The sequence below is a fragment of the Chitinophaga sp. S165 genome (assembly GCF_003182155.1).
In the GTDB taxonomy this organism is placed as follows: domain Bacteria; phylum Bacteroidota; class Bacteroidia; order Chitinophagales; family Chitinophagaceae; genus Chitinophaga.
In genome coordinates this window covers 632596-654802 of record NZ_QGTG01000002.1, presented here as the reverse complement: position 1 = coordinate 654802, position 22207 = coordinate 632596, and the positions used below count along the sequence as shown (strand labels likewise).

Here is a 22207-nt window from a genome sequence, read left to right as displayed (position 1 = left end):
AAACAAAAGACTATGCAAACTATAACAACATTACAGGCGGTATACAATTCACTGGAACATGTGATGGACCCTGAGATTCCTGTATTAAGCGTATTGGAGCTGGGAATGATCACAGACGTTAAGGTAGATATTGAAGGCGTGCACATTAAGATGATCCCCACATTTGCGGCCTGCCCTGCAGTAGATATTATAAAGGAAAACATTAAAAATGCTGTGGAGAGGGATTTGCAGATGCCGGCATTTGTAATGGTAGATAAAGAGGTGAACTGGAACAGTAACCGGTTGACCAATGCAGCAAAAGAAAAGCTGCGCGATTTTGGGATTGCGCCCCCCGCCAGGCATGAAGGCGAGGTAAGCGTAGACCTGTTGATCAAAACGAATTGTCCCCACTGTGGAAGTGAAAACACCTATTTGCGGTCCCCGTTCGGATCTACGTTGTGCAGGGCTTTACACTTCTGCCGGCAATGCGGGATGATGTTCGAACAGTTTAAACCGCTCTCATAAGCATACATATATCAGATTTCCCCATTATTGATTACATTCACGCTCAAAAAACAGGGGCATGAAGATAGGCTTGTATTTTGGGTCCTTTAATCCTATACATACCGGGCATCTGATTATAGCTAACTACGTGGCATACAATACGGACCTCGATAAAGTATGGTTGGTGGTATCACCGCAGAACCCTTTGAAACCGGCAGGATCATTACTAAACGAACATAACCGCTTTCACCTGGTAGAACTGGCTATTAAGGACGAACCCAAACTCAGGGCCAGTAATATAGAGTTTTCCCTACCCAGGCCTTCCTTCACGATAGATACCCTGACTTATCTGACAGAAAAATTTCCCACGCAGCAGTTTACGATTATCATGGGTAGTGATAGTTTCCAGAATATCACCCGCTGGCGTAATTATCAGCAGATCATCAAGCACTATCCCATCTATGTTTACCTGCGTCCGGGACATGAAGTAACAGATACGTATGGAGCCCAGGTAGAAGTATTAAAAGCGCCAATGCTCGATATCTCGTCAACCGATATACGTAAGTGGATCCAGGAGGGGAAATCCATCCGTTATATGGTACCCGACAATGTAGTGGCCTATATGGCGGAGAATAACTACTACCGGTAACTCAGCGCTGTACTCTTACCTCCCGCTTTTTGGTGAGGAACTCGTTTGAGTAGATATCCAGCAGGAGTATGAACATGGATATCAGCAGTGGCCCGAAGATCAACCCGATAAACCCAAAAAGGTTCACACCTATCAATACGCCGAAGATGGTAATTAAAGGGTGGACGTCTCCTATCTTTTTTGCGAGGATAAAGCGGAATAAATTATCAGAAGTACCTACTACGGCAAAACCATATACCAGCACGCCGATACCCTGCCAGGTCATATTAATGGCAATAAGATAAATTCCCATAGGCACATAGACAGCGGCAGCGCCCACTACAGGCAACATGGCAGTAAAACAGGTTACGGCAAACCAGAAAAATGGCTGGGGAACCTGGAAAATAAAATAACCAACCAGCGACACAATACCCTGAATGATCGCAATCAGTGGAATTCCCACCGCATTGGCGATCACCAGTTTATGGAATTCAGTCCCAAGCCGTAGTACATTTTCATCTTTCAGGGGAATATATTCATATAACCAGGCCTCCATTTCCCTTCCCTTAACCAACATAAAATAAAGGATGAAATAAAGTATAGCGATGGCTGTTAGTATATTAAACGTAGCACCCAGCAAGCCTGGCAATACTGATGTAAGGTAACCCTGCAGGCGCTCCAGGCGGACTTGTGAAAGGACGTCTATATTAGTGGAAGAATGTATACGGTCATTAACGGTTTTCAAGCCAGCTATAAGCTCTGAAGAGTGCGTCACAGCGTAGCTGATCTTATTGGTCAGCATGTTTATCAGTATACCGAAGGGCATCAGTACAATAATAAATGACATAAACATCAGGAGGGCCGCAGCAAGGTTCTTTCTCCACTTTCGCTGCTCCACAAGCCGGAACATATACTTTCGGCTGAGAATATACATAGTAATGGCACCGAGAAATCCGGGGAGAAATGTATACAGCTCTCTGAAGAGCACATATGCCAGCAGTACAATGATCAATAAGAAGCTGACCTGTTTTATGCGTTCGTTATCTATTACAGCCATATGGTTAAAAGGTTATTCTGTCAGTAAATGTTACAATATGTCTACAAAAAAAGTACCGTTCCCTGCAATAGTGTGGATTAGTACTAAAGTAAACTAAACTTCTGCATAAAGTGTTTAATCAGTGCAGGTTATTAAGCAACATGCCTCAATAAATAATATTTCATTAATAAGTATTCGTGAAAGATTAAAATTATTGGAATAGTGTTTGTACCCTGTACAGTACGATTCAAAAACCATTACTCATCTTTCTAAAACTTTATTTTATGGCGAACAACAGTTCAAAAGCAGTTGTATCATTCATTGTTGGTGCTGCGGTAGGTGTAGCGGTAGGTTATTTCCTGAATTCTGATAAAAAGGACGAACTGGTAGAAAAGCTGAAATACCAGGCGGATAAACTGAAAGACAAATTCAAGAAGAGGAAGGAACAATATGAAGATGCATTGGAAAACGAGTTGGCATAAAGCACAGTGTCACAAAAAACATTTGCATGGAAGATAATTTCAGCAGTTACTTCAATCAGACAGGCAAGGTTGCCAAGGAATACCTGGAAACCCGTTTGGACCTGATTAAGCTCCAGGCAGCAGGAAAGCTTTCAAAGGCCTTAGGGCTGTTTTTCTCATTGATATTGGCTTTCCTGCTGTTCTTTTTTGTTATTGTATTTCTGGGAATGGTACTCGGTTTCTGGATAGGTGAGATGACTAATAGTTTTACGTTAGGCTTCTCCTGCTCTGCAGGGCTATTTATAGTACTGCTGGGTATCCTGCTCATTTTCCGTAAATCCCTTATTCAAATCCCTTTATCCAATATGCTTGTCAGGGAGCTAATGAGCGAAATGGATATTGATGATGTGGAGGATAATAACAAAAGAGAAGAAAAGGAAGCAGACAGGAAAGCGCCTGAAGAAGAGGAAGAAGAATTGTACGAACAACTATAATATCGAGCATTTATTGATAAACCTTTACACATGCCAAAGGTGAAAGTAACAAGTACGGAGCTGTTGGACAAGGAAATAAGCCGGCTCAAAAAACGCTCACGTGCATTGGAAAATGAATTAGGAGACAGGGTTAGTTATTTCAAGGGTAACTATGGTAAAATGGCATTAAACTCCGTTATTCCCGGCAGCGCTAAACATAGCGGTGTTATGGGAATGGCGGGCCGTATTGCAAAGATTGCCTGGCAGAGTGGTAAGTTCAAATCATTTACCACCAGCGCATTGATGACAGCACTGGAGTTTGCCGGTGTCCGTATGGGCATCAACCTCTTTGATAAATTCCGAAAAAGCCGTAGCAAAAAGAAGAAAAAAGCAAGAGCTACGGCGGAAAATGATGAAGATTAAAGGTTTGTTATCCCCAAACCTTTGTTCCCTCACTGCAGTTAGCACAGATATCAATATTCTTACGCCCCGTCTGAAGTTTAGTCCGGAACTGGATATACTTATCGTTATGCCATAGTTCTTTCAGGGATTCCTGTTTAAGATCACCAAGTTTATGTTGTGCGTCCTTGTCGAAACAACAGGGAACTACCAATCCGTCCCAGGTAATAACAGGTGAATGCCATAAGCGCCAGCAGTGATTTCCCATTTTGTTCTTGATCTTATAAGTGCCATCCTCATTTCTGTGGTAACGGCTATACTTATCGATCGTTGGGATCAGGCGGTTACCTTCTTCATAGTCATATACCTGTGCGGTTTTAAAGCGAACTTCATCTACACCGATCTCCTTCGCCAGTTGCTTTATCTCCTCAATCTGATGCTCGTTCGGTTTTACTACGAGGAACTGGAAGAAAACAAAAGGTGTTTTAGAGTTGAGTTCCTTTTTCCATTTTACAATATTCTTGGCTCCCTGTATTACCTTTTCCAGATTACCACCTACACGGTATTGTGTATAAACGTCCTGTGTCGTGCCATCAATAGAGATGATCAATCTGTCCAAACCGCTTTCCACGGTTTTACGGGCATTCTCTTCTGTGAGGTAATGGGCATTGGTAGAGGTTGCGGTATAGATGCCTTTGGCGTGTGCATATTTGACCATTTCCAGGAAGCCGGGATTCAAAAAAGGCTCTCCCTGGAAATAAAAGATCAGGTATAAGAGTTCTTTATGGATCTCGTCTATTGTTTTCCTGAAAAAATCCTGTTGAAGCATACCTGTGGGGCGTGTAAAGGCACGCAGTCCGCTGGGGCATTCCGGGCATCGCAGGTTACAGGATGTTGTCGGCTCAAATGATACCGAAATGGGGTATCCCCATTGAATAGGTTTACCTGTCCATTTGCTTACAAAGTAGCTGCTTAATACCTTGGCGGCATTCCAGCCACGGCGCAGTGTAAACTTGGAGATCAGGTTAAGGGTATCATTTAGATTGAATTCTGGCATAACAACATCACTTATTGTTGTAAAAATAAGATATCTATGCCGGTTATGTATAATAATAATTATACTTGCTGTGAAATTGGGAATGAGATTGACAATGTGAGCGTTAAAAGCTGTCACCCTAATGCGAAAGCAGAATAAATAAAAAGTGCCAAAACTCCGAATCAAGAAATCCAGGCGTATCATTTTCACCCTGTTATTGCTCCTATGTCTGACATTTGGAGCATGGCTGTGGTGGCAGGAAAGAGAGGAAGCCCTGAATTTTGTCAGGTATGAAGAATTTGGGATCGAGATGCCGGTTAACTATGCTATACATGGAATTGATGTATCAAGATTCCAGAAGAATATTAACTGGTCTGCTGTGGAACAGATGCAGGTGGACCGTATCCATATCTCTTTCGCTTTTATCAAGGCAACAGAAGGGATTACCCGTCAGGATGCCTCATTTAAGCAGAATTGGCAAAAAGCCAAAAAAGCGGGTATCGTCCGTGGGGCGTATCACTTTTTTTATTCTACCCGTGACCCGTTGAAACAGGTGATCAATTTCCAAAATGTAGTACAACTGGAGTCTGGCGACTTGCCGCCGGTGCTGGACATAGAAGTTCATAATAATCAACCGCCGGCCGTAATAAGGTCTACTGCCCGGATCTGGCTGGAAGAAATGGAAAAGGCGTATGGTGTGAAGCCGATCATTTATACCAATATGCATTTTTACGAGACATATCTTGGAGAGGAATTTGACCGTTATCCATTGTGGGTGGCGCACTATTACCAGAAGGAGCGGCCATCTACACAACGGCACTGGTTGTTCTGGCAGCACAGTGATATCGGCAGGGTGAACGGGATCTCTACAACGGTTGATTTCAACGTTTTCAGAGGAGACAGTCTGGCCCTTCGTAAATTATGCCTTCCTTAAACTAATAAGCTGTGATATGGAAACACAGGAACCACAACAGGACAGAAAGGAACCTTTTGACATGAGGATAGTGCAATATTTTGTACGGATCATGCGCACGGTATTTCTTGGGTTCTTCTGGATGATAATAAATGTATTTCTTGGATTGTATCTGGGCTTTGCCGTACCTGAGGAGTCTACCACCGGCAGGATGATATTTTTCTACAGCTGGTTCGTGCTTTCACTGGCGGGCTATCTCTTTATTGTGATCAGGATGTGGAGAAAGAATGGAAATGTGCAGGATAATTACAAATAAAAAAGAAGTGATCAATTATATAAATTCTCACAGCAGGTTTTTGGCCTGAATGCTAACATATAATTGATCACTTACGATCCTTACAGCAATGTTGTCTGCTGCAAATATGCTTGTTGCATACCTTTGATTATGCGGGCAACATCTTCTTCAGACCTACCGGTTTTACGTTCAAGTCTGATATACAGCTCCCTCTCTTTACCTCTTTCAAACACTAGATCTTCGTCTGAAAGTTCGGTGAAACGCTGCTTGAGCAGTTTCTTCAGTACCGACCACTGGTATCCCCGGATGTTCATAGTAGCATTTTTTTGTTTTTTGTTATAGAATTTATGTAGATATCCAAAGTTGCCAATTTTCGATTCCTTTCCGTGTTTAGTTTCAGGGTAGCCGTGATTGCTGCTGAGGTTTAACTTCTATATTATCAACACGGTTGGATGGAATAAAGTTCAATATCTGTGCCATTTGTAGTTGAACGAACGTTAAATAAAAGTCATGTTTTTTGGCGGCAAATGCTTTGCAGTATTGGCTTACAGGCGAGGGTATTAAAATATTAAAAATAGGTTTGGTGCTAAAAAAATGCTAAAACAAATCTGATGCGGAAGTTGCAATAGATTGCACCAACCGCTGCTTCTGATGCCTTTGTGGAAAGTCTGCACATCCATTACAACGGTTTGGGGCGCTTTGTGTGGAATGGTTTACTCATAACTGCTATGCAATGCGTAATTAGCAAGGATTTAAGGGATGGAACAGACTTTGCAAAGTAATAAATGACAATGACACATTGATCATCTAAATGGAAACGATATGCTAAGTGAAAAAGAATCCGATAAGGATAAAAAGCCCTCGGAAGAGTATCATCAGGAAGAACAGCATCCCGTTGAAATTTTAAAAACAGATAAAGCAGATAATTCGCGTAATCCACTGCATGGCGACCTCTCAGAGAAACCTGAAAAGGAAAACAAAGTGGCACGCGATCAAGATACTAAAGACTAATTCGTTACCATTATTTATTGATTGACCTCTAAAATGGTATTCCACGAGGAAAAACGATTAGTAAACATTCTTCTTTAATGTTGTGGTGTATAGCAGGCCGTCCCATTCATGGGATGGTTTTTTTTTAACTACTATGGTCGGCAATGATCTTCCAGGCGCCTTTAATACGTTTAATGATCAGTGAGAAGTGACCTTGCAGGTCGCCCACGGTTCTTTGTAAATGCCATTTTCCTACTACAAAATAGACGTCGGCCGACAATGGCTTCAGTTCCAGTATATTGAATGCCAGTTTCCCCATAGCGGCTGTGTCAGGATAGGACTTTTTATAATTATCCAGGGTAGCCTGCCAGCCATAGGTAGGGCCTCTTTTGCCAATAAATATCAGGGAATCGGACTGCCAGTAAGTGGTCATAAATTCTTCCAGGTTACCCTCGTTCCAGGATGCGGTTTGCTTTTGTAATAATGCCCTGATGGCAGACTGCGGCTGTTGTGCGCGTAAGACGGTAAACGGCGCGGCCAACAGAATAAGGAACAACAAAAAACGCATGGTAATTTTTAGTAAAAGATAAACAGTTTTTGCGAGGCAGGGCAATTTGATTGTACTACATTTGCAAAAATCAACAACTTATGCCCGGATATGAATTTTTTGGCCCGGAAGAACGCAAGGAAGTAAACGATGTACTGGAAACAGGCATTTTTATGCGTTATGGCTTTGACGGTCCCCGCAAAGGCATCTGGAAAGCTAAAGAGCTTGAGCAGGCCATTTCTGAAAAACTGAATGTAGCCCACACTCACCTGGTATCAAGCGGTACCGCTGCCCTTACAACCGTAATGGCTGCGTTGGGTATCGGCGCCGGGGATGAAGTGATCATGCCCACATTTACATTTGTAGCCAGCTTTGAGTGTATCTTCTCTGTTGGGGCAACTCCCGTTCTGGTGGATGTGGATGATACCCTTACACTGGACCCTACAGCGGTAGAAGCAGCTATCACTCCACGTACCAAAGCAGTGATGCCGGTACACATGTGTGGTGCAATGGCCGACCTGGATGCGCTGAAAGCCATCTGCGAAAAACATAACCTGATTTTATTGGAAGATGCCTGCCAGTCTTTTGGCGGTACTTATAAAGGCAAAGCCCTGGGGACCATCGGTCATGCCGGTGCATTTTCCTTTGACTTTGTAAAAACGATCACTTGTGCTGAAGGTGGTGCTGTTGTAACAAACGATAAGGATGTTTATCTGAAATGTGATGCTTATGCAGACCATGGTCACGACCATCTTGGTGTAGATCGTGGTGCAGACCTTCACCCATATATCGGTTACAACTATCGTATCTCCGAACTGCATGCTGCTGTGGGCCTTGCCCAGGTACGCAAGCTGGATACCTTCCTGGGCATCCACCGTAAAACAAAGAAGATCTTCAAAGATGCGCTGGCTACTGTACCAGGCGTAACTTTCCGCCGTCTGCCAGATGCAGATGGTGATAGTGCTACCTTCCTGGCATTTTTCCTGCCTGAAGAAAAACAGGCGAGAGCTGCTGCTGCTGCAATGAAAGCCGCTGGTCTGGCTGCATTCTACTGGTTTGATAACAACTGGCATTACATCCGTAACTGGGAACATTTCAAACAAGGCACAGTGCTTTCCCGTTTTGCACCAGGTTTGGAGCAGGCAATGGAACTGTATAAAGTGAAGCAATTCCCTGTGTCTGACGCTATCATGAGCCGTTGTATCTGTACGCCTATTAACCTGGGCTGGAGTGAAGAAGAAGTACAGCAGCGTGCTGAGAAATTGGTAAATGCTGTAAAGAGCGCCTTATAATAACAAGCATGAAGAAAATAGCCCTGATTCCTGCCCGTTATGGCGCTACCCGTTTCCCAGGTAAACTGATGGCTAAACTGGGAGGTAAATCCGTAATTCTGCGTACTTATGAAAGCACCGTTAATACAGGTGTTTTTGATGAAGTAATGGTGGTGTGCGATAATGAGATCATCTACAACGAAATTGTAAGTAATGGCGGTAAAGCCGTGATGAGCAAAAAAGAACACGAGTGCGGTACCGATCGTATAGCGGAGGCTATTGAAGACCGTACAGATGTTGATATCGTTGTGAATGTACAGGGAGATGAGCCTTTTACCCAGAAAGAGCCATTGGAAAAATTGCTGAAAGTATTTGAAGGTGAAGAAGGTAAACAGGTACAGGTAGCTTCCCTGATGCAGGTATTGAAAGACCCGCAGGCAATAGAAGATCCTAACTATGTGAAGGTTGCGGTGGATAAAAAGTTCAATGCACTCTTCTTTTCCCGTTCAGTCATTCCGTATCCGCGCGATAAAAATGTTCAGACCATATATTACGAGCATATAGGTATATATGCATTCCGCAGACAAACGCTGATGGACTTTACCAAAATGCCGGTAAGTCCGCTGGAGGCTGCAGAAAAGATAGAATGCCTGCGATACCTGGAAAATGGGATCTCCATGAAAATGGTAGTAACAGAATATATGGGTGTAGAGATCGATACGCCGGAAGATCTGATCAAGGCGGAAAAATTACTCTAATATTAAAATCAATTAAACGACTGAGATGAAATTCAGGAACTTTAAAATGGTAGATTACGTGGTGTTTGGCCGTGGTGCGTTTGACCAGCTTGATGAAATACTCGCTCCCCGCCGTAAAGGTGATGCGCCGATGATATTTTTCATAGACCATTTCTTCCAGGGTAATGCGGCATTTGCCAAACGTATTCCTTTAAGAGGCAAAGATAAGATCGTATATATCGACGTTACCGACGAACCGAAAACCAAATATGTAGATAAGGTAAGAGATGAGCTGAAAGCAGAATTTGGTGAAGTGAGCGGTATTATTGGTATTGGCGGTGGTTCTGTAATGGATATGGCGAAAGCTGTAGCCCTGATGATGACCAATCCTGGTTCTTCCGCTGACTATCAGGGCTGGGACCTCGTAAAGGTTGCCGGTGTATATAAAGTCGGTATTCCTACGATCTCCGGTACCGGTGCAGAAGTAAGCCGTACGTGCGTGCTGACCGGCCCTACCCGTAAACTGGGCATGAACTCCGACTTCACACCGTTCGATCAGATCGTGCTGGACCCCGAGTTGATAAAAGGTGTACCGGTGAATCAGCAATTCTATACTGCCATGGACTGCTATATTCACTGTATTGAATCCCTGACAGGTACTTACCTGAACGCTTTCAGCCGTTCTTACGGTGAAGAAGCACTTCGTCTTTGCCAGGAAATATTCCTTGAGAAAGCTACCTGGGACGAGGATGCAGACGAAAAGCTGATGATGGCTTCTTATGCCGGTGGTATGAGTATCGCTTATTCACAGGTAGGTGTTGCACACGCTGTAAGCTATGGACTGGCGTATCTGCTCGGCACTAAACACGGTATCGGTAACTGTATCGTATTTGATAAGCTGGAAGAGTTTTATCCGGAAGGCGTGAAGGAGTTCAAGCAGATGGTGAAGAAACACAACATTGACATTCCACAAGGCATTACAAAAGGACTGACCGACGAACAGTTCAATATCATGATCGATGTATCCCTGGGTATGGCTCCGCTGTGGGAAAATGCACTTGGCAAAGACTGGAAAGAGAAGATGACACGTGAACGCCTTCGTGCATTGTACGAGCAACTATAATGAAAAGATTAATAACTGCTTATAAAAAAGCCCTCTGTTTTAGCAGGGGGCTTTTTTATAAGTAGTTATCGGAGGAACCGTTTGATAGGTACCCTCATATGAACGAAACGCCACATGACCTGCAGGCGGCGATTGTGATAAATAAAGAGGAGATAGAAAGATGCCATTAATGTCACGAACGCGGTGCAATAGAACGTGAGCGCAAAGAAGCGGGCATCATTATGATAGATGAATGCAGAAAGATAGGCGCCCAGACCTATACCTGCTTCAAGTGCAATGTACATCGTTGCCAGCGCACGGCCTTTATGCTCCGGATGGCCCAGGTCAATTGTCCAGGCGGTGATAGCCGGAGAGTTCATCCCAACAGAAATACCGTAAATAACAGCAGCGGTCAGCATCATCGCTGGTGTATGCGATATCGCCAGCAGGAACACAGCAAGCGCCATGGTTGCAGCTGAGATCTTCAGGATAGGTACACGGCCATACTTGTCGGAGATCTTACCCGCCAGCAGCCTGATACCAATGGAACTGGCCGTGAAGAACGTGAAGAATAAACCTTTATTCTGAATGCCAAGATAAGTACTGAAATCGGGAATGATCGTGAACAAAACACCATAACTGAGGTAAGTCAGGAATGTTATGATAACCGGAGCCAGCACCAGCGGCTCAAATATTTCACTTCTGGAGATCTTTAATGTTGATAGCCGGAAGCCCTGTTTGTTTTCTAATGTTTCCCGCATTCCGCCTGCCAGTATTACGACAGACAATAGTGCAAATACTGCTGATACCTGGAACATGATCCCAATGTTCCAGCGGGTGGATATGTAACCGCCAATAGCAGGGCCCATAGCCAGGCCTATGGTACTGAACAAGCCTATCATGCCCATTGCTTCCGCCCTTCGGGTAGCAGGCACGATATCGGATACATAAGCGGCCGTGCCGGTAGGCTTAAATCCTGTGGAAAAACCATGAAAGAAACGGAGGAGCAAAAATGCTCCTACAGAGCTAACCAGTGGATATAGCAGGCTGCACACAACACATACCAGTGATCCGAATATCATGACAGGAACACGGCCGACAGTATCTGTTAATTTTCCGCTGAAAGGACGGGATAATCCGGCCATCAGTGTAAAAAGCGCAAGAATATATCCTTTGTAATCCTCGCCGCCCATCCGGGTCAGATAAGCGGGCAATTCCGGAAGCAACATGTTAAAGCTGGCGGAAAACAGTGCATTGCTGAGGCATAGCATGATAAAATGGAAGGTGTAAATTCTCCCGGGCAACTGGTCCATGTTGCAAAGTTAAGATAAAGGGCAGAACCCCAGCAGATTAATGGGAAAAATACAACTTATATTATTTATCTAACGGTTGATAGTAACTTTGGTATGAACCCCCCAAATTACCAGTTATGGAACACAAAGAGCTCCGTTTGGCAGTCCTCATCGATGCAGATAATATCCCCTACGCCAGTGTAAAAGCAATGATGGAAGAAGTGGCCAAGTATGGAATCCCGACTTTTAAACGGATATATGGAGACTGGACGAAACCCACGCTGACCGGTTGGAAAACAGTCCTGCTGGATAATGCCATTACTCCGGTACAACAATATGCCTATACCTCCGGAAAGAATGCCACAGATTCTGCCATGATCATCGATGCCATGGATATTCTTTATACTGGCAGGGTTGACGGTTTTTGTCTTATTACCAGCGATAGTGATTTCACCCGTCTGGCCACCAGGCTGCGGGAAGCCGGTATGCGCGTGTTCGGGTTGGGGGAGAAGAAGACGCCAAGCGCCTTCAGGGCCGCTTGCGACAAGTTCATTTACCTGGAGATCCTGGCTAGTGCAGACAAGAAATCTTCTACTAAAGAAAAAGCAGATAAAGAAAAAGGAAAGGCGATCAGCAAGGCTGACAGAGATGTGGTAAACATCCTGGCATCAAGTATCAATGATATTGCAGATGAAGATGGCTGGGCTTACCTGGGAGAGCTGGGAAACCTGCTGCTGAAGAAACAGCCCGACTTCGATGCCCGTAACTATGGCTATAACAAGCTGGTACAGCTTATTAAAAGCTTCGAGGATTTCGAAATAGATATCCGCGAAAGTAGCCGTAAGATGGGGAAACTGGTATATGTCAGGGTAAAATAAGACATAAAAAAAGCTGTTCTACTTATGGAGTAAAACAGCCTTTAAATATCTTAATTAGTTGGATACTAGCGCTTAGCGTATTTGATAGCAGCGTAGAGGAACATTAAAGCAAACAGTGCAATGACAACATAGGTCATTGTGTGCATGAACTTATCTCCAGCTCTGTAAAAATCGGTAGTCTCTACGTTGTTAACTATTTCAAGTAACATAATAAAAATGTTTAGTGGTCCGGGCTGCAAGTTAGCGCATTCTCTTTGAAAATCCCAACATACATATCCGTCTAATAGTTTATAAGTTGCTCTATATACTGATGCATACGTGTTTTGGCCAGGAAATTTTTCTCTAATGCTGCTGCGAACGGAATAGGCGTGTCCAATCCTGCACAACGCATTACCGGGGCGTCCAGGAGAGAGAAACAATGTTCTGCTATCCAGGCGCTGATCTCTCCGCCCAGCCCGCCTGTAAGTGTATCTTCATGAAGAATTAACACCTTGCCGGTAGCGGCCACCGCTTCCCGGATAGCGGTATAATCCAGCGGGAGTAAAGTACGCAGGTCAAGTACGTGTATCGATAGCTGCGGATGCTGTTGTGCATATTCCAGCGCCCAGTGTACACCGCTGCCATATGTGATAATACTGACGTCTTCCCCGGTCTGCACTACGTTAGCTTTACCGATTTCTATGGTATACGATCCTTCGGGTACCGGCCCGCTGATACTTCTGTACAGTGCCTTGTGCTCAAAGAACAACACCGGGTTAGGATCTGCAAAAGAGGCCAGTAAAAGGCCTTTTGCATCGGCTGGGGTGGCAGGGTAGACTACCTTTAACCCGGGTACATGTGTAAACCAGGCCTCGTTACTTTGGGAGTGAAATGGGCCTGCACCAACACCGGCTCCTGCCGGAAGCCGTATCACGACATCTGCTGTCTGCCCCCAACGGTAGTGGATCTTTGCAAGATTATTTACTATCTGGTTGAAACCGCAGGTCACAAAGTCGGCAAACTGCATTTCTACCATACTCTTAAAGCCCATAATGGAAAGCCCTAGCCCGGCGCCTACGATCGCACTTTCGCATAGCGGGGTGTTTCTTACCCTGTCTCTCCCGAACTTTGCCATCAATCCATCCGTGATCTTAAATGCACCGCCATATTCAGCGATATCCTGTCCCATCAATACCAGGTTAGGATATTGCTCCATTGCCTGATCTAATCCATCCGAAATGGCATCAATGAATCTTTTTTCGGGGGTAGCGGCACCGCTTGTGGGAGAGACGGGAGCGGGTGCAGGAGCATAAATATCTTTTAGCTCATCGGCCTCATTAACCGGAGAGAATACTTCTGTCAGAGCTGTATTTATCTCCTGTTCTATTTCCTGTTTCAGTGTTTCCCGGATATCCTGTATCCTGGTCTCATCTATAAGTTGCAGGTAAAGTAGAAAACGTTCGAAATGCAGGACAGGGTCCTGCTCCGCCCATTCTTCCAGCAGGGCAGGGGGTACATATTTGGTACCGCTGGCTTCCTCATGCCCCCGCATACGGAAGGTCATCGCTTCTATTAATACCGGCTGCTGTTCCTGTATAGCATGGCGTTTTGCTTCTTTCACAGCGTGATATACTTCCAGAAGATTGTTCCCGTTGATGCGCATGCCGCGCATACCATACCCGGTGGCACGTTGAACAAGTTGTTCGCAGCGGTATTGTTCTTCTACCGGTGTGCTTAAGCCATAACCATTGTTCTCTATAAGGAAAATAACAGGCAGGTTCCATACAGACGCAACGTTAAGCGCTTCATGGAATTCACCTTCACTGGTGCCTCCTTCGCCGGTGAAGGCAAGGGATACTTTGTTTTCTTTTTTTAATTTATGTGCGAGAGATATCCCATCTGCAATAGATAACTGCGGACCGAGGTGGGAGATCATGCCGCAGATGTGGTGTTGCCGGCTACCGAAATGAAAAGAACGTTCCCGTCCTTTGCTGAACCCCAGCGGACTGCCTTGCCATTGATGGAACAGCTGCTGTAAAGGTAATTGCCGCGCAGTAAATACACCCAGGTTCCGGTGCAGGGGCAGGACCCATTCATCTGTATCCAACGCTAAAGTGGCGCCTACAGCAATTGCTTCCTGCCCGATGCCGGAAAACCATTTACTTACTTTCCCCTGTCGTAGCAACAACAGCATTTTCTCTTCTACCAACCGGGGATATAACAATGTTTTGTAAAAAGTCAGCAGTTCCTCATCACTAATATGTGCACGTTCAAAATACATGGTATAAAAGCTCAATCATTTGTTATCCTTTCCCGCTATACTATGCATGATACTATTAACTACCGTCAGGACGAGACTGAAGATCAGCGCCCACCAGAATCCATCTACCGAGAAGCCGCCTACCAGCTTGGACGCAAGCAGTATTATAATGGCATTGATCACCAGCAGAAATAATCCCAATGTAAATATTGTTGCCGGCAGTGTGAGTATTATCAGTATCGGTTTAACCAACACGTTCAAGATAGCCAAAACTAATGCAAGCACAAGTGCAGTGATAAAATCCCTGATCGTAACACCGGGTAGCAGGTATGCGGAAAGCATGGCTGCCAGGGCTGTTACAAGTAAACGGATTAAAAAGTTCATGACGGCGAATTTTCCGGGAAGGTAACAAAATTGATGTTATACCTGCTTACAGAAAATCATCGCTTTCCCTGTAAGCCTTTATCAGGGCCTCTTCTCCTTCTTTACCCGGATGGGCATTGCCATGCTCCATTCCTAATACGCCCTTGAACCCTTTCTTATGCAGATGTTTGAAGATGTTCTTGTAATTGATCTCACCGCTTGTCGGCTCTTTACGGCCGGGATTATCTCCGATTTGTATGTAGGCAATTTCATCCCAGCAAAGGTCCATGATAGGAATAAGGTTGCCGGTATTACGCTGCATGTGATAAATATCGTAAAGGATCTTACAACTGGGACTGTTCACCGCTTTACAAATACCGTAGCTCTGTTCTGCCGTACGTAAGAACAGGTCTGGATTGTCGCTTAGTGGTTCCATTACCATGACAAGTCCATGTTTTTCCAGAACATCAGCACCCATGCGGAATGCTTCTATGACGTTACCTGTTTGTACGCCGATAGGGAGGTTCCTTTCAAAATAGCCAGGTACGATCGTAGCCCACTTTGCGTTCACACGCTTAGCGGTTTCCAGTGCCTGTTTGCACACTTTTACAAAGTTGTCTTTGTACTCCTGTTTACCCGTAGTGAGAGACACCTTCCAGTTGTCGCCGGCATCGATCACAAAAACACCCATCTGCATACCCAGTTTGCTGAGCAGCTTCCCGATCTTTTCTTGTTCAGCAGGGTCACGTTTCATCAGTCCGTTATCTTCTATTGCACGGAAACCCTGGTCATACATAAATTGTATCTGATCTAAAAAGCTGGCTCCGGCACTGTTTTTAAACATCCCGTCGTGAGGAGCATAGTTCAGGTTAAAGGTTTTCGCGGCAGATCCGGATTTTGCGAGACCATTTGTTACCGCAGCAGTTGCACTGCCCATGGCCAGTGTGGATAGTCCTGCTAGTGTACCTTGTTGAAGGAATTGTCTTCTTTCCATAACGTTAAAGGGTTGATTGCATGAATACTAAATGTAATCGCTTTTTGATTCTATTGCAAGGGCGAGCGATTAAAAGTGTATTGGGGACGCGTATTTATTGAAAAAACGTTGCATTCCATTATTTGATTTAATAAATTCACGGGTATTATCTCTCAAGAAGTGTTATGAAAAACAGATTATTGGCGTTATCGCTGGGAAGTATGCTTACAGGTACGGCATTCGCACAGGACCAGCCGTTTACTGCGTATGAAGAAAAATTACCCGGAACAACTTATACTTTTAAAATGGTGCCTATTCCTGCCGGCGAAGTAACGCTGGGTAGTCCGGCGAACGAGAAGGGCAGGGACGCTGACGAAGGTCCGCAGAAGAAAGTGAAGATCGGTGCTTTCTGGATGGGTGCTCATGAAGTGACCTTTGAGCAATATGATGTATATTCAGATCCTGAGAAAGATAAAACGCCGATCCCTGACGGTATGACAAGGCCCAGCCCCCCTTATATAGATCTGACGCTGGGTATGGGTAAAGTAGGAGGTTATCCGGCTAACAGCATGAGCCAGTATGGAGCACTGATGTACTGCAAATGGTTATATGCGAAGACCGGTGTATTCTACCGGCTGCCAACGGAAGCCGAGTGGGAATATGCCTGCCGCGCAGGAGCCGCTACAGCCTATCCCTTCGGAAATGATGCTGCACAATTGAAAGATTACGCCTGGTACGCAGGTAACAGCGATAATAAATATCATAAGGTTGGTGAGTTGAAACCCAATGCCTGGGGCTTGTATGATATGCTGGGTAATGTAGCCGAATGGACTCTTGACCAGTATGACGAGCAATATCTTCAGCATGTATCGGACACCGACCCCTGGAATAAGCCAACGGCCAAAACTCCCAGGACGATCAAAGGCGGTAATTATCAGGACGCGCCTGTAGCCCTACGCAGCGCAAACCGCCTGAAGTCTGATCCGGATTGGAACCGCCGGGACCCACAGATCCCTAAAAGCTCATGGTGGAACGCCGACGCTCCATTTATCGGCTTCCGGCTTGTGCGCCCTCTTAAACAGCCTACAAAAGAACAAGCAGCGCAATTCTTTGAAGGCGTTGTAGATCAGTATAAAGGAGCTAGATAACAGCGGGGCGTAAACAGATTACAGGTTAAGCATCCCCCCACATTAACACATAAAAAAACTTCTATCATGCAACAGGAAGAACTAAATCAATTCCACGGAAAAACCCGCAGAGACTTTGTAAAAGAATCGTCTCTTCTTGCCAGCGGATTACTGGCGGCACCTATGCTCTCTCAGGCAAATTTCTTTTCAGGCGCAGACAAAGTGATCAAAATTGCGCTGATCGGCTGCGGAGGCCGCGGTACCGGCGCGGCTGTACAAGCGCTCAGTACAAAACAGAATGTACAACTGGTTGCAATGGCGGATGCTTTTGCCGACAGGTTGAACAATAGCTATAATGATATCAAAGGCGAGATGGGCGACAAGCCAGGCCGCCTGAACGTAAAGGAAGAACATAAATTTGTCGGCTTTGACGCTTATCAGAAAGCGATTGCGCTGGCCGATGTTGTGATCCTTGCAACTCCTCCGGGTTTCCGTCCTATCCATTTTGAGGAAGCGGTAAAACAAGGAAAACACATCTTCATGGAAAAACCAGTGGCGACAGATCCTGCCGGTATCAAAAGAGTACTGGACGCCGCTGAAGTAGCGAAGTCGAAGAAGCTCAACGTCGTAGTTGGTTTGCAACGCCGTTATCAGACGTCTTACCGCGAGATGTATAAACGCTTCCAGGACGGTATTATCGGAGACGTAACATCCATGCAGGTATGGTGGAACCAGGGCGCTTTATGGGTGAGACCACGCAAACCTGAGTATACCGAAATGGAATACCAGATGCGCAACTGGTACTATTTCAACTGGCTGTGCGGCGATCATATCGTAGAGCAACATATTCACAACATCGACGTAGGTAACTGGTTTATGAACGATTACCCGGTAACAGCAGTTGGTATGGGTGGCCGTTCCGTGCGTACCGGCAAAGAGTTCGGAGAAATATATGATCATCACTACGTAGAGTACCGTTATGGTAACGGCGTAGTAATGAACGCCCAGTGCCGACACTGGAAAGATGCTGACAGCAGGGTAGACGAAGAAATTGTTGGTACGAAAGGCCGTATGCTGATGGACAAAGGCCTGATCAAAGATCATAAGGGGAAGGTGCTTTACCAGTTTGATAAGAAAACCGAGAACCAACCTTATCAGGCGGAACACGATGAACTGTTTGCTGCCATTGCAAAAGGTGAATACAAGTTCTGGGATGCAGAAAGAGGCGCTAAAACAACACTGACTGCCATTATCGGCCGACTGGCTACTTATTCCGGGCAAACGATCGCATTTGATAAGGCGCTTAACTCCGGCTTGAACCTCCAGCCGGCAACTTATGCCTTTGACGCTGCCCCTCCGGTAGTGCCGGATGCAACAGGGAACTATGCTTATGCAAAACCTGGTATCACTAGATACTTTAGCTAATGCATAGTATATTGAGATGATTATAATCAGAAATACATTGGAGGCCTCCGTTCAGGGGCCTCCTCTTTATAGGATGCATATGAGACTACTGAAGATTGTTTTATCCGCTTGTCTGCTGTTCCTCACTACACAGACAACCTTCGCACAATATGGCCAGATCAAAAAATGGGCGGAAGAAGAATTGCTGACAAGCCCAGCTTTACGTCAGGCCCATACAGGTATCTGTATCTATGAACCTGCCACAGGCAAGTACTGGTATAGCTATCAGGACAATCGATATTTCACACCTGCATCTAACACCAAAATATTCACGCTGTATACCGCCTTACGTCTGTTAGGAGATTCATTGCCCGCACTGCGATACCTGGAAACAGATTCTGTGTTGTACGTAAAAGGTACTGCAGATCCAGCGTTCCTGCATCCTGACTATACTTCACAACCTGCATGGCAGTTGCTGCAGAATACTTCGAAGCGTATTGCAATAGTGCCGGCAGTGTCAGAAAATAAACGTTTCGGACGAGGATGGGCCTGGAGCGACTATGCTGATTATTATCAACCCGAACTGAATGAATGGCCCATGTATGGCAACGTTGCCCGCATCCGTCATCATGGCGATTCAACAGTGATCTCTCCCCGCATGTTCAGTGATACTGCACATTTCACGTACCGTAGGGACGATATGTTGGAAGAATTGCTTGCTGAAAGAGATGAGCGAAGCAACCGCTTTTCACTGACCTACAATGGTAATGATAAAAGTGTACAGGAAGCGGAAGTCCCTTTTATTACAGGCCATGCGTCCGATCTTGCTTATCGTTTGCAGGACACCCTGCATAAAACAGTTACAGTACTGTCAGATCCTGCTACCTTGCCACAGGGGAACTTTACGCTGTTGAAAGGCATTCCCGCAGATTCCCTGTTCCAGCCTATGATGCACCGTAGTGATAACTTCTTTGCTGAGCAGACGCTGATGATGTGTGCGGCCCGGCTATGGGATACGATCAGTACTGAGCGTACCATTGCCTTTATGGAAAAAAGCTTTCTGGCTAATTTGCCAGATACCCCTAAATGGGTAGACGGCTCCGGCCTGTCAAGATATAATCTGTTCACGCCCCGCAATTTTGTAAGTGTGCTCTCCGATATGTATAAAACATATCCTTCAGAAAGACTGTATGCCCTGTTCCCGACAGGTGGAAAAGGCACGCTGAAGAATTATTACAAGCAACAGTTTGTACATGCCAAGACGGGTACATTGTCCGGCTGCGTTGCATTGAGCGGCTATCTTGTAACGAAGAAGAATAAGACGCTTGTATTCAGTGTATTGGTCAATAACCATAACAACAGCGCAACAAACGTAAGAAGAACGGTAGAGCGTTTCCTGACCCAGGTATGGGAAAAATATTAACGGATCGCATAGTTCAGCAAACGGATAGTGTCAGTAGGAGAATCGGTTTCTATATGTCCTACTCCCAAAGCATAATAGTAGGTTGCAATAGTTCCGGCGGGAAATACGGTCTCTCCGGCTAAAATGGCGGCATCCTGCCGTATAACAATAACATTTTTATATTCCTTACCCATTACGGTATGAACAGCTTGTTGCTGCAGTATATGATACTGTAATAATCCCTTTTGTGCTACTCCTGAAATGGTAACAGACACAGTATCTTCCCAGCTTGCCCCGGTGGTATAGTTGTCGCGTAGAAATAACCGGTCGCCGGGTTCCAGCTGATAACCAGGTAAAGTCAGCTCCTGCTCATACAGGAAATAACTGCCGTTATTACAACGGATAAACTGGTTCGCGCTACCATCGTAGAGAACTGAATACTGTTGTCCGTTAATAGTTGTGTCTCCATCTACCATAACGCTATATTCTGATCTGTCGCCATTGCTGTTAGTATACAGATAGTTAAAGAAAGATCCGTCGGAATAAGGAGAATAGCCACAATGAGTTTCTGTCACAAGCCCTTCTATACTCTTTTCTTTCTTGCAGGCATACATAGACAATATGGTCAGAGTTCCAGTAAAAAATAGTAACCTATACAGCATATACGGATGAAATAGTTAATAGTGGTATAGGGGCATAGGATCGTAAGTCCGTAAATGTAGTAAAAAAAGTTACGGGAGTTACAAAGATAAATTATTGACTGCCAGATTAATGTCAGTTACAGATGTCCAGTGTAGGGGTGATCGTGCCGCTGGTAACATTCATTGTTGTAGTAGATGTCCGGTTAATCCGGCCATCTGTAGCGATGAAGGTAAGATTGGCCGGTTGATCGCTACAACGCAGAACAGTAAGGGAGAAATTGCCCAGTGTTATGTTAGCTGAATAATTCCGGTTATCCACATTAACGATCACCTTCCCCGTTACCACGTTGAAGTTATCGCAGTCTTTCGCCTTGCCGTTAATTACGAGCGTGATATTCTGGGGAAGCGGGACGCTTATATTGTCGATCTCTGTAGCTGCATTGAAAGGGCCGATTTCCTGCTGATGGAGCACGGTTGAACAGTTGCTTGTAATGACCATGATCAGCTGGTTGCCGGAAGGTACTTTGCCATAATAGATGCCGTCCCTGTTGGTAAATCCATAGGTGGGTATGAAGTTATTTTTAGTGAGCAGGGTAACACGCATATTCGATACGCCGGATCCCCGCTGGTCTACGACCTGGGCCGTCAATGTGATCTGTGGGATGGTCGTAGCGCATAACCAGTATCCGGTTTTGGTGGCATTGCCTACATAATCAGTACCCTGACGGGTGGCCACACCTTCCTCTTTCCAGAAACCTGTCGTCTCGTCGAAGTGCCATAAGGGAATCTCCTGGGGAGCGCTGGCCGACAATGCAGAAGGGATCATGATCCGGACAGCAACTGGCTTGTTGGGATCTGGGAAAACAGCTGCACCCGCTCCATCTTCCATAGTGAAAAGGATCATGCTGAATGCACGTAGCCCTGTTTCTTTCTGGTTCGTGCCAATGCCGCGGAGGTCCCCGGGCATCTGGTCGGCAAAGGTACCGCCTTCGGGATCTATATAGATGGACCGTACTGTTACCTGGCCGTTGTAAGGCTGATTATCTCCGGAGAGAACAGCATTAGCCGGAAAGGTGAGCGTACCTTGTAGAAATGCTATTATATCGCCAGTAGCAGCATTGATATCGGCCTGGTTCTCGAGCAGTAGTTCTACCTGGATATACTGTGTCTGATCTTTCCGTACCATGAGCGTCCGGTAACCTTTGAAGTAGCCGTTCTTTTCCACACTTATTACTGCCGCATTATCCGGCAGGTCGACATTTTCCAGCAGAAAGTGACCGTTCACGTCTGTTGTTGTGCTTTCCCCTCCGCCGCTTACTGTTGCGTTTTGTACCGGTTGTAACTGCTCATTAAGCACCCTGCCTTCTACACTGGTTTGTACTATTACTGTAGGCGGTGGCTCCGGGTCAGGAGGTGCGCCCTCCTGAGAATGTTCTTTTCTACAGGCGCTTATTGTCAGTAACAACAGTAAAGCTGGCAATATTGGGGACAATCTTAACAAATGCATACGTACATGG

Annotated in this window: 26 protein-coding genes; 15 read left to right on the top strand and 11 right to left on the bottom strand. The window is 45.3% G+C overall.

Annotated features, from left to right (window positions below; genetic code table 11):
• Positions 1 to 12: 12 nt before the first annotated feature.
• Together paaD and nadD are read left to right on the top strand one after the other, a co-directional pair.
• Positions 13 to 504 (top strand): 1,2-phenylacetyl-CoA epoxidase subunit PaaD, encoded by a 492-nt coding sequence (paaD, locus tag C7475_RS10885; RefSeq protein WP_110053383.1) that lies wholly within the window; start codon positions 13 to 15, stop codon positions 502 to 504.
• A 58-nt stretch (positions 505 to 562) separates the two neighbouring features.
• Positions 563 to 1132: a nicotinate (nicotinamide) nucleotide adenylyltransferase gene (gene nadD, locus C7475_RS10880; RefSeq protein ID WP_110053382.1), complete on the top strand. Its 570-nt coding sequence runs from the start codon at positions 563 to 565 to the stop codon at positions 1130 to 1132.
• Between the two features lies 1 nt (position 1133).
• Here nadD and C7475_RS10875 read toward each other — a convergent pair whose 3' ends face one another.
• The gene (locus C7475_RS10875) at positions 1134 to 2168 is read right to left on the bottom strand and encodes an AI-2E family transporter (protein WP_110053381.1); all 1035 of its coding nucleotides are present in this window, start codon (positions 2166 to 2168) and stop codon (positions 1134 to 1136) included.
• Positions 2169 to 2431: 263 nt separating this feature from the next.
• Between C7475_RS10875 and C7475_RS10870 the strand changes: the two genes are divergently transcribed.
• Genes C7475_RS10870 through C7475_RS10860 form a run of 3 tightly spaced genes read left to right on the top strand, consistent with a single transcriptional unit; the run spans position 2432 to position 3504 of the window.
• Positions 2432 to 2629, top strand: a complete 198-nt coding sequence (locus C7475_RS10870) for a YtxH domain-containing protein (RefSeq protein WP_110053380.1) — start codon at positions 2432 to 2434, stop codon at positions 2627 to 2629.
• Between the two features lie 26 nt (positions 2630 to 2655).
• Positions 2656 to 3102 carry a hypothetical protein gene (locus C7475_RS10865; protein WP_110053379.1) on the top strand — a complete coding sequence of 149 codons (447 nt, stop codon included), beginning with the start codon at positions 2656 to 2658 and terminating at the stop codon, positions 3100 to 3102.
• Between the two features lie 30 nt (positions 3103 to 3132).
• On the top strand, positions 3133 to 3504 hold the full coding sequence (locus tag C7475_RS10860) for a hypothetical protein (protein ID WP_110053378.1): 372 nt from the start codon (positions 3133 to 3135) through the stop codon (positions 3502 to 3504).
• 7 nt (positions 3505 to 3511) lie between these two features.
• On the opposite strand, the gene C7475_RS10855 is transcribed toward C7475_RS10860, so the two are convergent.
• Entirely contained in the window at positions 3512 to 4537 is a 1026-nt protein-coding gene (locus C7475_RS10855; RefSeq protein WP_110053377.1) for an SPASM domain-containing protein, read from the bottom strand.
• Between the two features lie 145 nt (positions 4538 to 4682).
• Between C7475_RS10855 and C7475_RS10850 the strand changes: the two genes are divergently transcribed.
• Together C7475_RS10850 and C7475_RS10845 are read left to right on the top strand one after the other, a co-directional pair.
• Positions 4683 to 5450, top strand: a complete 768-nt coding sequence (locus C7475_RS10850; protein ID WP_110053376.1) for a glycoside hydrolase family 25 protein — start codon at positions 4683 to 4685, stop codon at positions 5448 to 5450.
• A gap of 16 nt (positions 5451 to 5466) precedes the next feature.
• A complete protein-coding gene (locus C7475_RS10845) occupies positions 5467 to 5745 on the top strand; it encodes a hypothetical protein (RefSeq protein ID WP_110053375.1) in 279 nt (92 codons plus the stop codon).
• An 80-nt stretch (positions 5746 to 5825) separates the two neighbouring features.
• Here the strand turns inward: C7475_RS10845 and C7475_RS10840 are convergent, their stop codons facing one another.
• A complete protein-coding gene (locus tag C7475_RS10840) occupies positions 5826 to 6038 on the bottom strand; it encodes a general stress protein CsbD (protein WP_110053374.1) in 213 nt (70 codons plus the stop codon).
• A 508-nt stretch (positions 6039 to 6546) separates the two neighbouring features.
• Between C7475_RS10840 and C7475_RS10835 the strand changes: the two genes are divergently transcribed.
• Positions 6547 to 6735, top strand: coding sequence for a hypothetical protein (locus C7475_RS10835; protein WP_110053373.1), 189 nt, complete (start codon positions 6547 to 6549; stop codon positions 6733 to 6735).
• Positions 6736 to 6859: 124 nt separating this feature from the next.
• Here C7475_RS10835 and C7475_RS10830 read toward each other — a convergent pair whose 3' ends face one another.
• A complete protein-coding gene (locus C7475_RS10830; RefSeq protein ID WP_110053372.1) occupies positions 6860 to 7282 on the bottom strand; it encodes a DUF4440 domain-containing protein in 423 nt (140 codons plus the stop codon).
• An 80-nt stretch (positions 7283 to 7362) separates the two neighbouring features.
• Here C7475_RS10830 and C7475_RS10825 point away from each other — a divergent pair, with 80 nt between their 5' ends.
• Genes C7475_RS10825 through C7475_RS10815 form a run of 3 tightly spaced genes read left to right on the top strand, consistent with a single transcriptional unit; the run spans position 7363 to position 10392 of the window.
• On the top strand, positions 7363 to 8553 hold the full coding sequence (locus tag C7475_RS10825) for a DegT/DnrJ/EryC1/StrS aminotransferase family protein (protein WP_110053371.1): 1191 nt from the start codon (positions 7363 to 7365) through the stop codon (positions 8551 to 8553).
• A gap of 8 nt (positions 8554 to 8561) precedes the next feature.
• A complete protein-coding gene (kdsB, locus tag C7475_RS10820; protein ID WP_110053370.1) occupies positions 8562 to 9290 on the top strand; it encodes a 3-deoxy-manno-octulosonate cytidylyltransferase in 729 nt (242 codons plus the stop codon).
• A gap of 25 nt (positions 9291 to 9315) precedes the next feature.
• The gene (locus tag C7475_RS10815; RefSeq protein ID WP_110053369.1) at positions 9316 to 10392 is read left to right on the top strand and encodes an iron-containing alcohol dehydrogenase family protein; all 1077 of its coding nucleotides are present in this window, start codon (positions 9316 to 9318) and stop codon (positions 10390 to 10392) included.
• 65 nt (positions 10393 to 10457) lie between these two features.
• Here C7475_RS10815 and C7475_RS10810 read toward each other — a convergent pair whose 3' ends face one another.
• Positions 10458 to 11684: an MFS transporter gene (locus C7475_RS10810; protein WP_110053368.1), complete on the bottom strand. Its 1227-nt coding sequence runs from the start codon at positions 11682 to 11684 to the stop codon at positions 10458 to 10460.
• 116 nt (positions 11685 to 11800) lie between these two features.
• On the opposite strand from C7475_RS10810, the gene C7475_RS10805 reads away from it, so the two are divergent.
• A complete protein-coding gene (locus tag C7475_RS10805; RefSeq protein WP_110053367.1) occupies positions 11801 to 12541 on the top strand; it encodes an NYN domain-containing protein in 741 nt (246 codons plus the stop codon).
• Between the two features lie 65 nt (positions 12542 to 12606).
• Here C7475_RS10805 and C7475_RS32950 read toward each other — a convergent pair whose 3' ends face one another.
• From C7475_RS32950 to C7475_RS10790, 4 genes are all read right to left on the bottom strand, one after another.
• Positions 12607 to 12750: a hypothetical protein gene (locus C7475_RS32950; RefSeq protein WP_158286482.1), complete on the bottom strand. Its 144-nt coding sequence runs from the start codon at positions 12748 to 12750 to the stop codon at positions 12607 to 12609.
• A gap of 71 nt (positions 12751 to 12821) precedes the next feature.
• Positions 12822 to 14801 carry a thiamine pyrophosphate-dependent enzyme gene (locus tag C7475_RS10800; RefSeq protein ID WP_110053366.1) on the bottom strand — a complete coding sequence of 660 codons (1980 nt, stop codon included), beginning with the start codon at positions 14799 to 14801 and terminating at the stop codon, positions 12822 to 12824.
• 15 nt (positions 14802 to 14816) lie between these two features.
• On the bottom strand, positions 14817 to 15164 hold the full coding sequence (locus C7475_RS10795) for a phage holin family protein (RefSeq protein WP_110053365.1): 348 nt from the start codon (positions 15162 to 15164) through the stop codon (positions 14817 to 14819).
• Between the two features lie 46 nt (positions 15165 to 15210).
• On the bottom strand, positions 15211 to 16137 hold the full coding sequence (locus C7475_RS10790) for a hydroxypyruvate isomerase family protein (protein WP_110053364.1): 927 nt from the start codon (positions 16135 to 16137) through the stop codon (positions 15211 to 15213).
• Between the two features lie 164 nt (positions 16138 to 16301).
• Here C7475_RS10790 and C7475_RS10785 point away from each other — a divergent pair, with 164 nt between their 5' ends.
• The 3 genes from C7475_RS10785 (at position 16302) to C7475_RS10775 (ending at position 20070) form a co-directional block, all read left to right on the top strand.
• On the top strand, positions 16302 to 17264 hold the full coding sequence (locus C7475_RS10785; RefSeq protein WP_110053363.1) for an SUMF1/EgtB/PvdO family nonheme iron enzyme: 963 nt from the start codon (positions 16302 to 16304) through the stop codon (positions 17262 to 17264).
• Positions 17265 to 17330: 66 nt separating this feature from the next.
• Positions 17331 to 18668: a Gfo/Idh/MocA family protein gene (locus tag C7475_RS10780; RefSeq protein ID WP_110053362.1), complete on the top strand. Its 1338-nt coding sequence runs from the start codon at positions 17331 to 17333 to the stop codon at positions 18666 to 18668.
• A 79-nt stretch (positions 18669 to 18747) separates the two neighbouring features.
• Entirely contained in the window at positions 18748 to 20070 is a 1323-nt protein-coding gene (locus tag C7475_RS10775) for a D-alanyl-D-alanine carboxypeptidase/D-alanyl-D-alanine-endopeptidase (protein ID WP_158286481.1), read from the top strand.
• On the opposite strand, the gene C7475_RS10770 is transcribed toward C7475_RS10775, so the two are convergent.
• Together C7475_RS10770 and C7475_RS10765 are read right to left on the bottom strand one after the other, a co-directional pair.
• Positions 20067 to 20663: a hypothetical protein gene (locus C7475_RS10770; protein ID WP_110053360.1), complete on the bottom strand. Its 597-nt coding sequence runs from the start codon at positions 20661 to 20663 to the stop codon at positions 20067 to 20069. The genes C7475_RS10775 and C7475_RS10770 overlap by 4 nt on opposite strands.
• Before the next feature lie 160 nt (positions 20664 to 20823).
• The gene (locus C7475_RS10765) at positions 20824 to 22197 is read right to left on the bottom strand and encodes a carboxypeptidase-like regulatory domain-containing protein (protein ID WP_110053359.1); all 1374 of its coding nucleotides are present in this window, start codon (positions 22195 to 22197) and stop codon (positions 20824 to 20826) included.
• Positions 22198 to 22207: the final 10 nt, after the last annotated feature.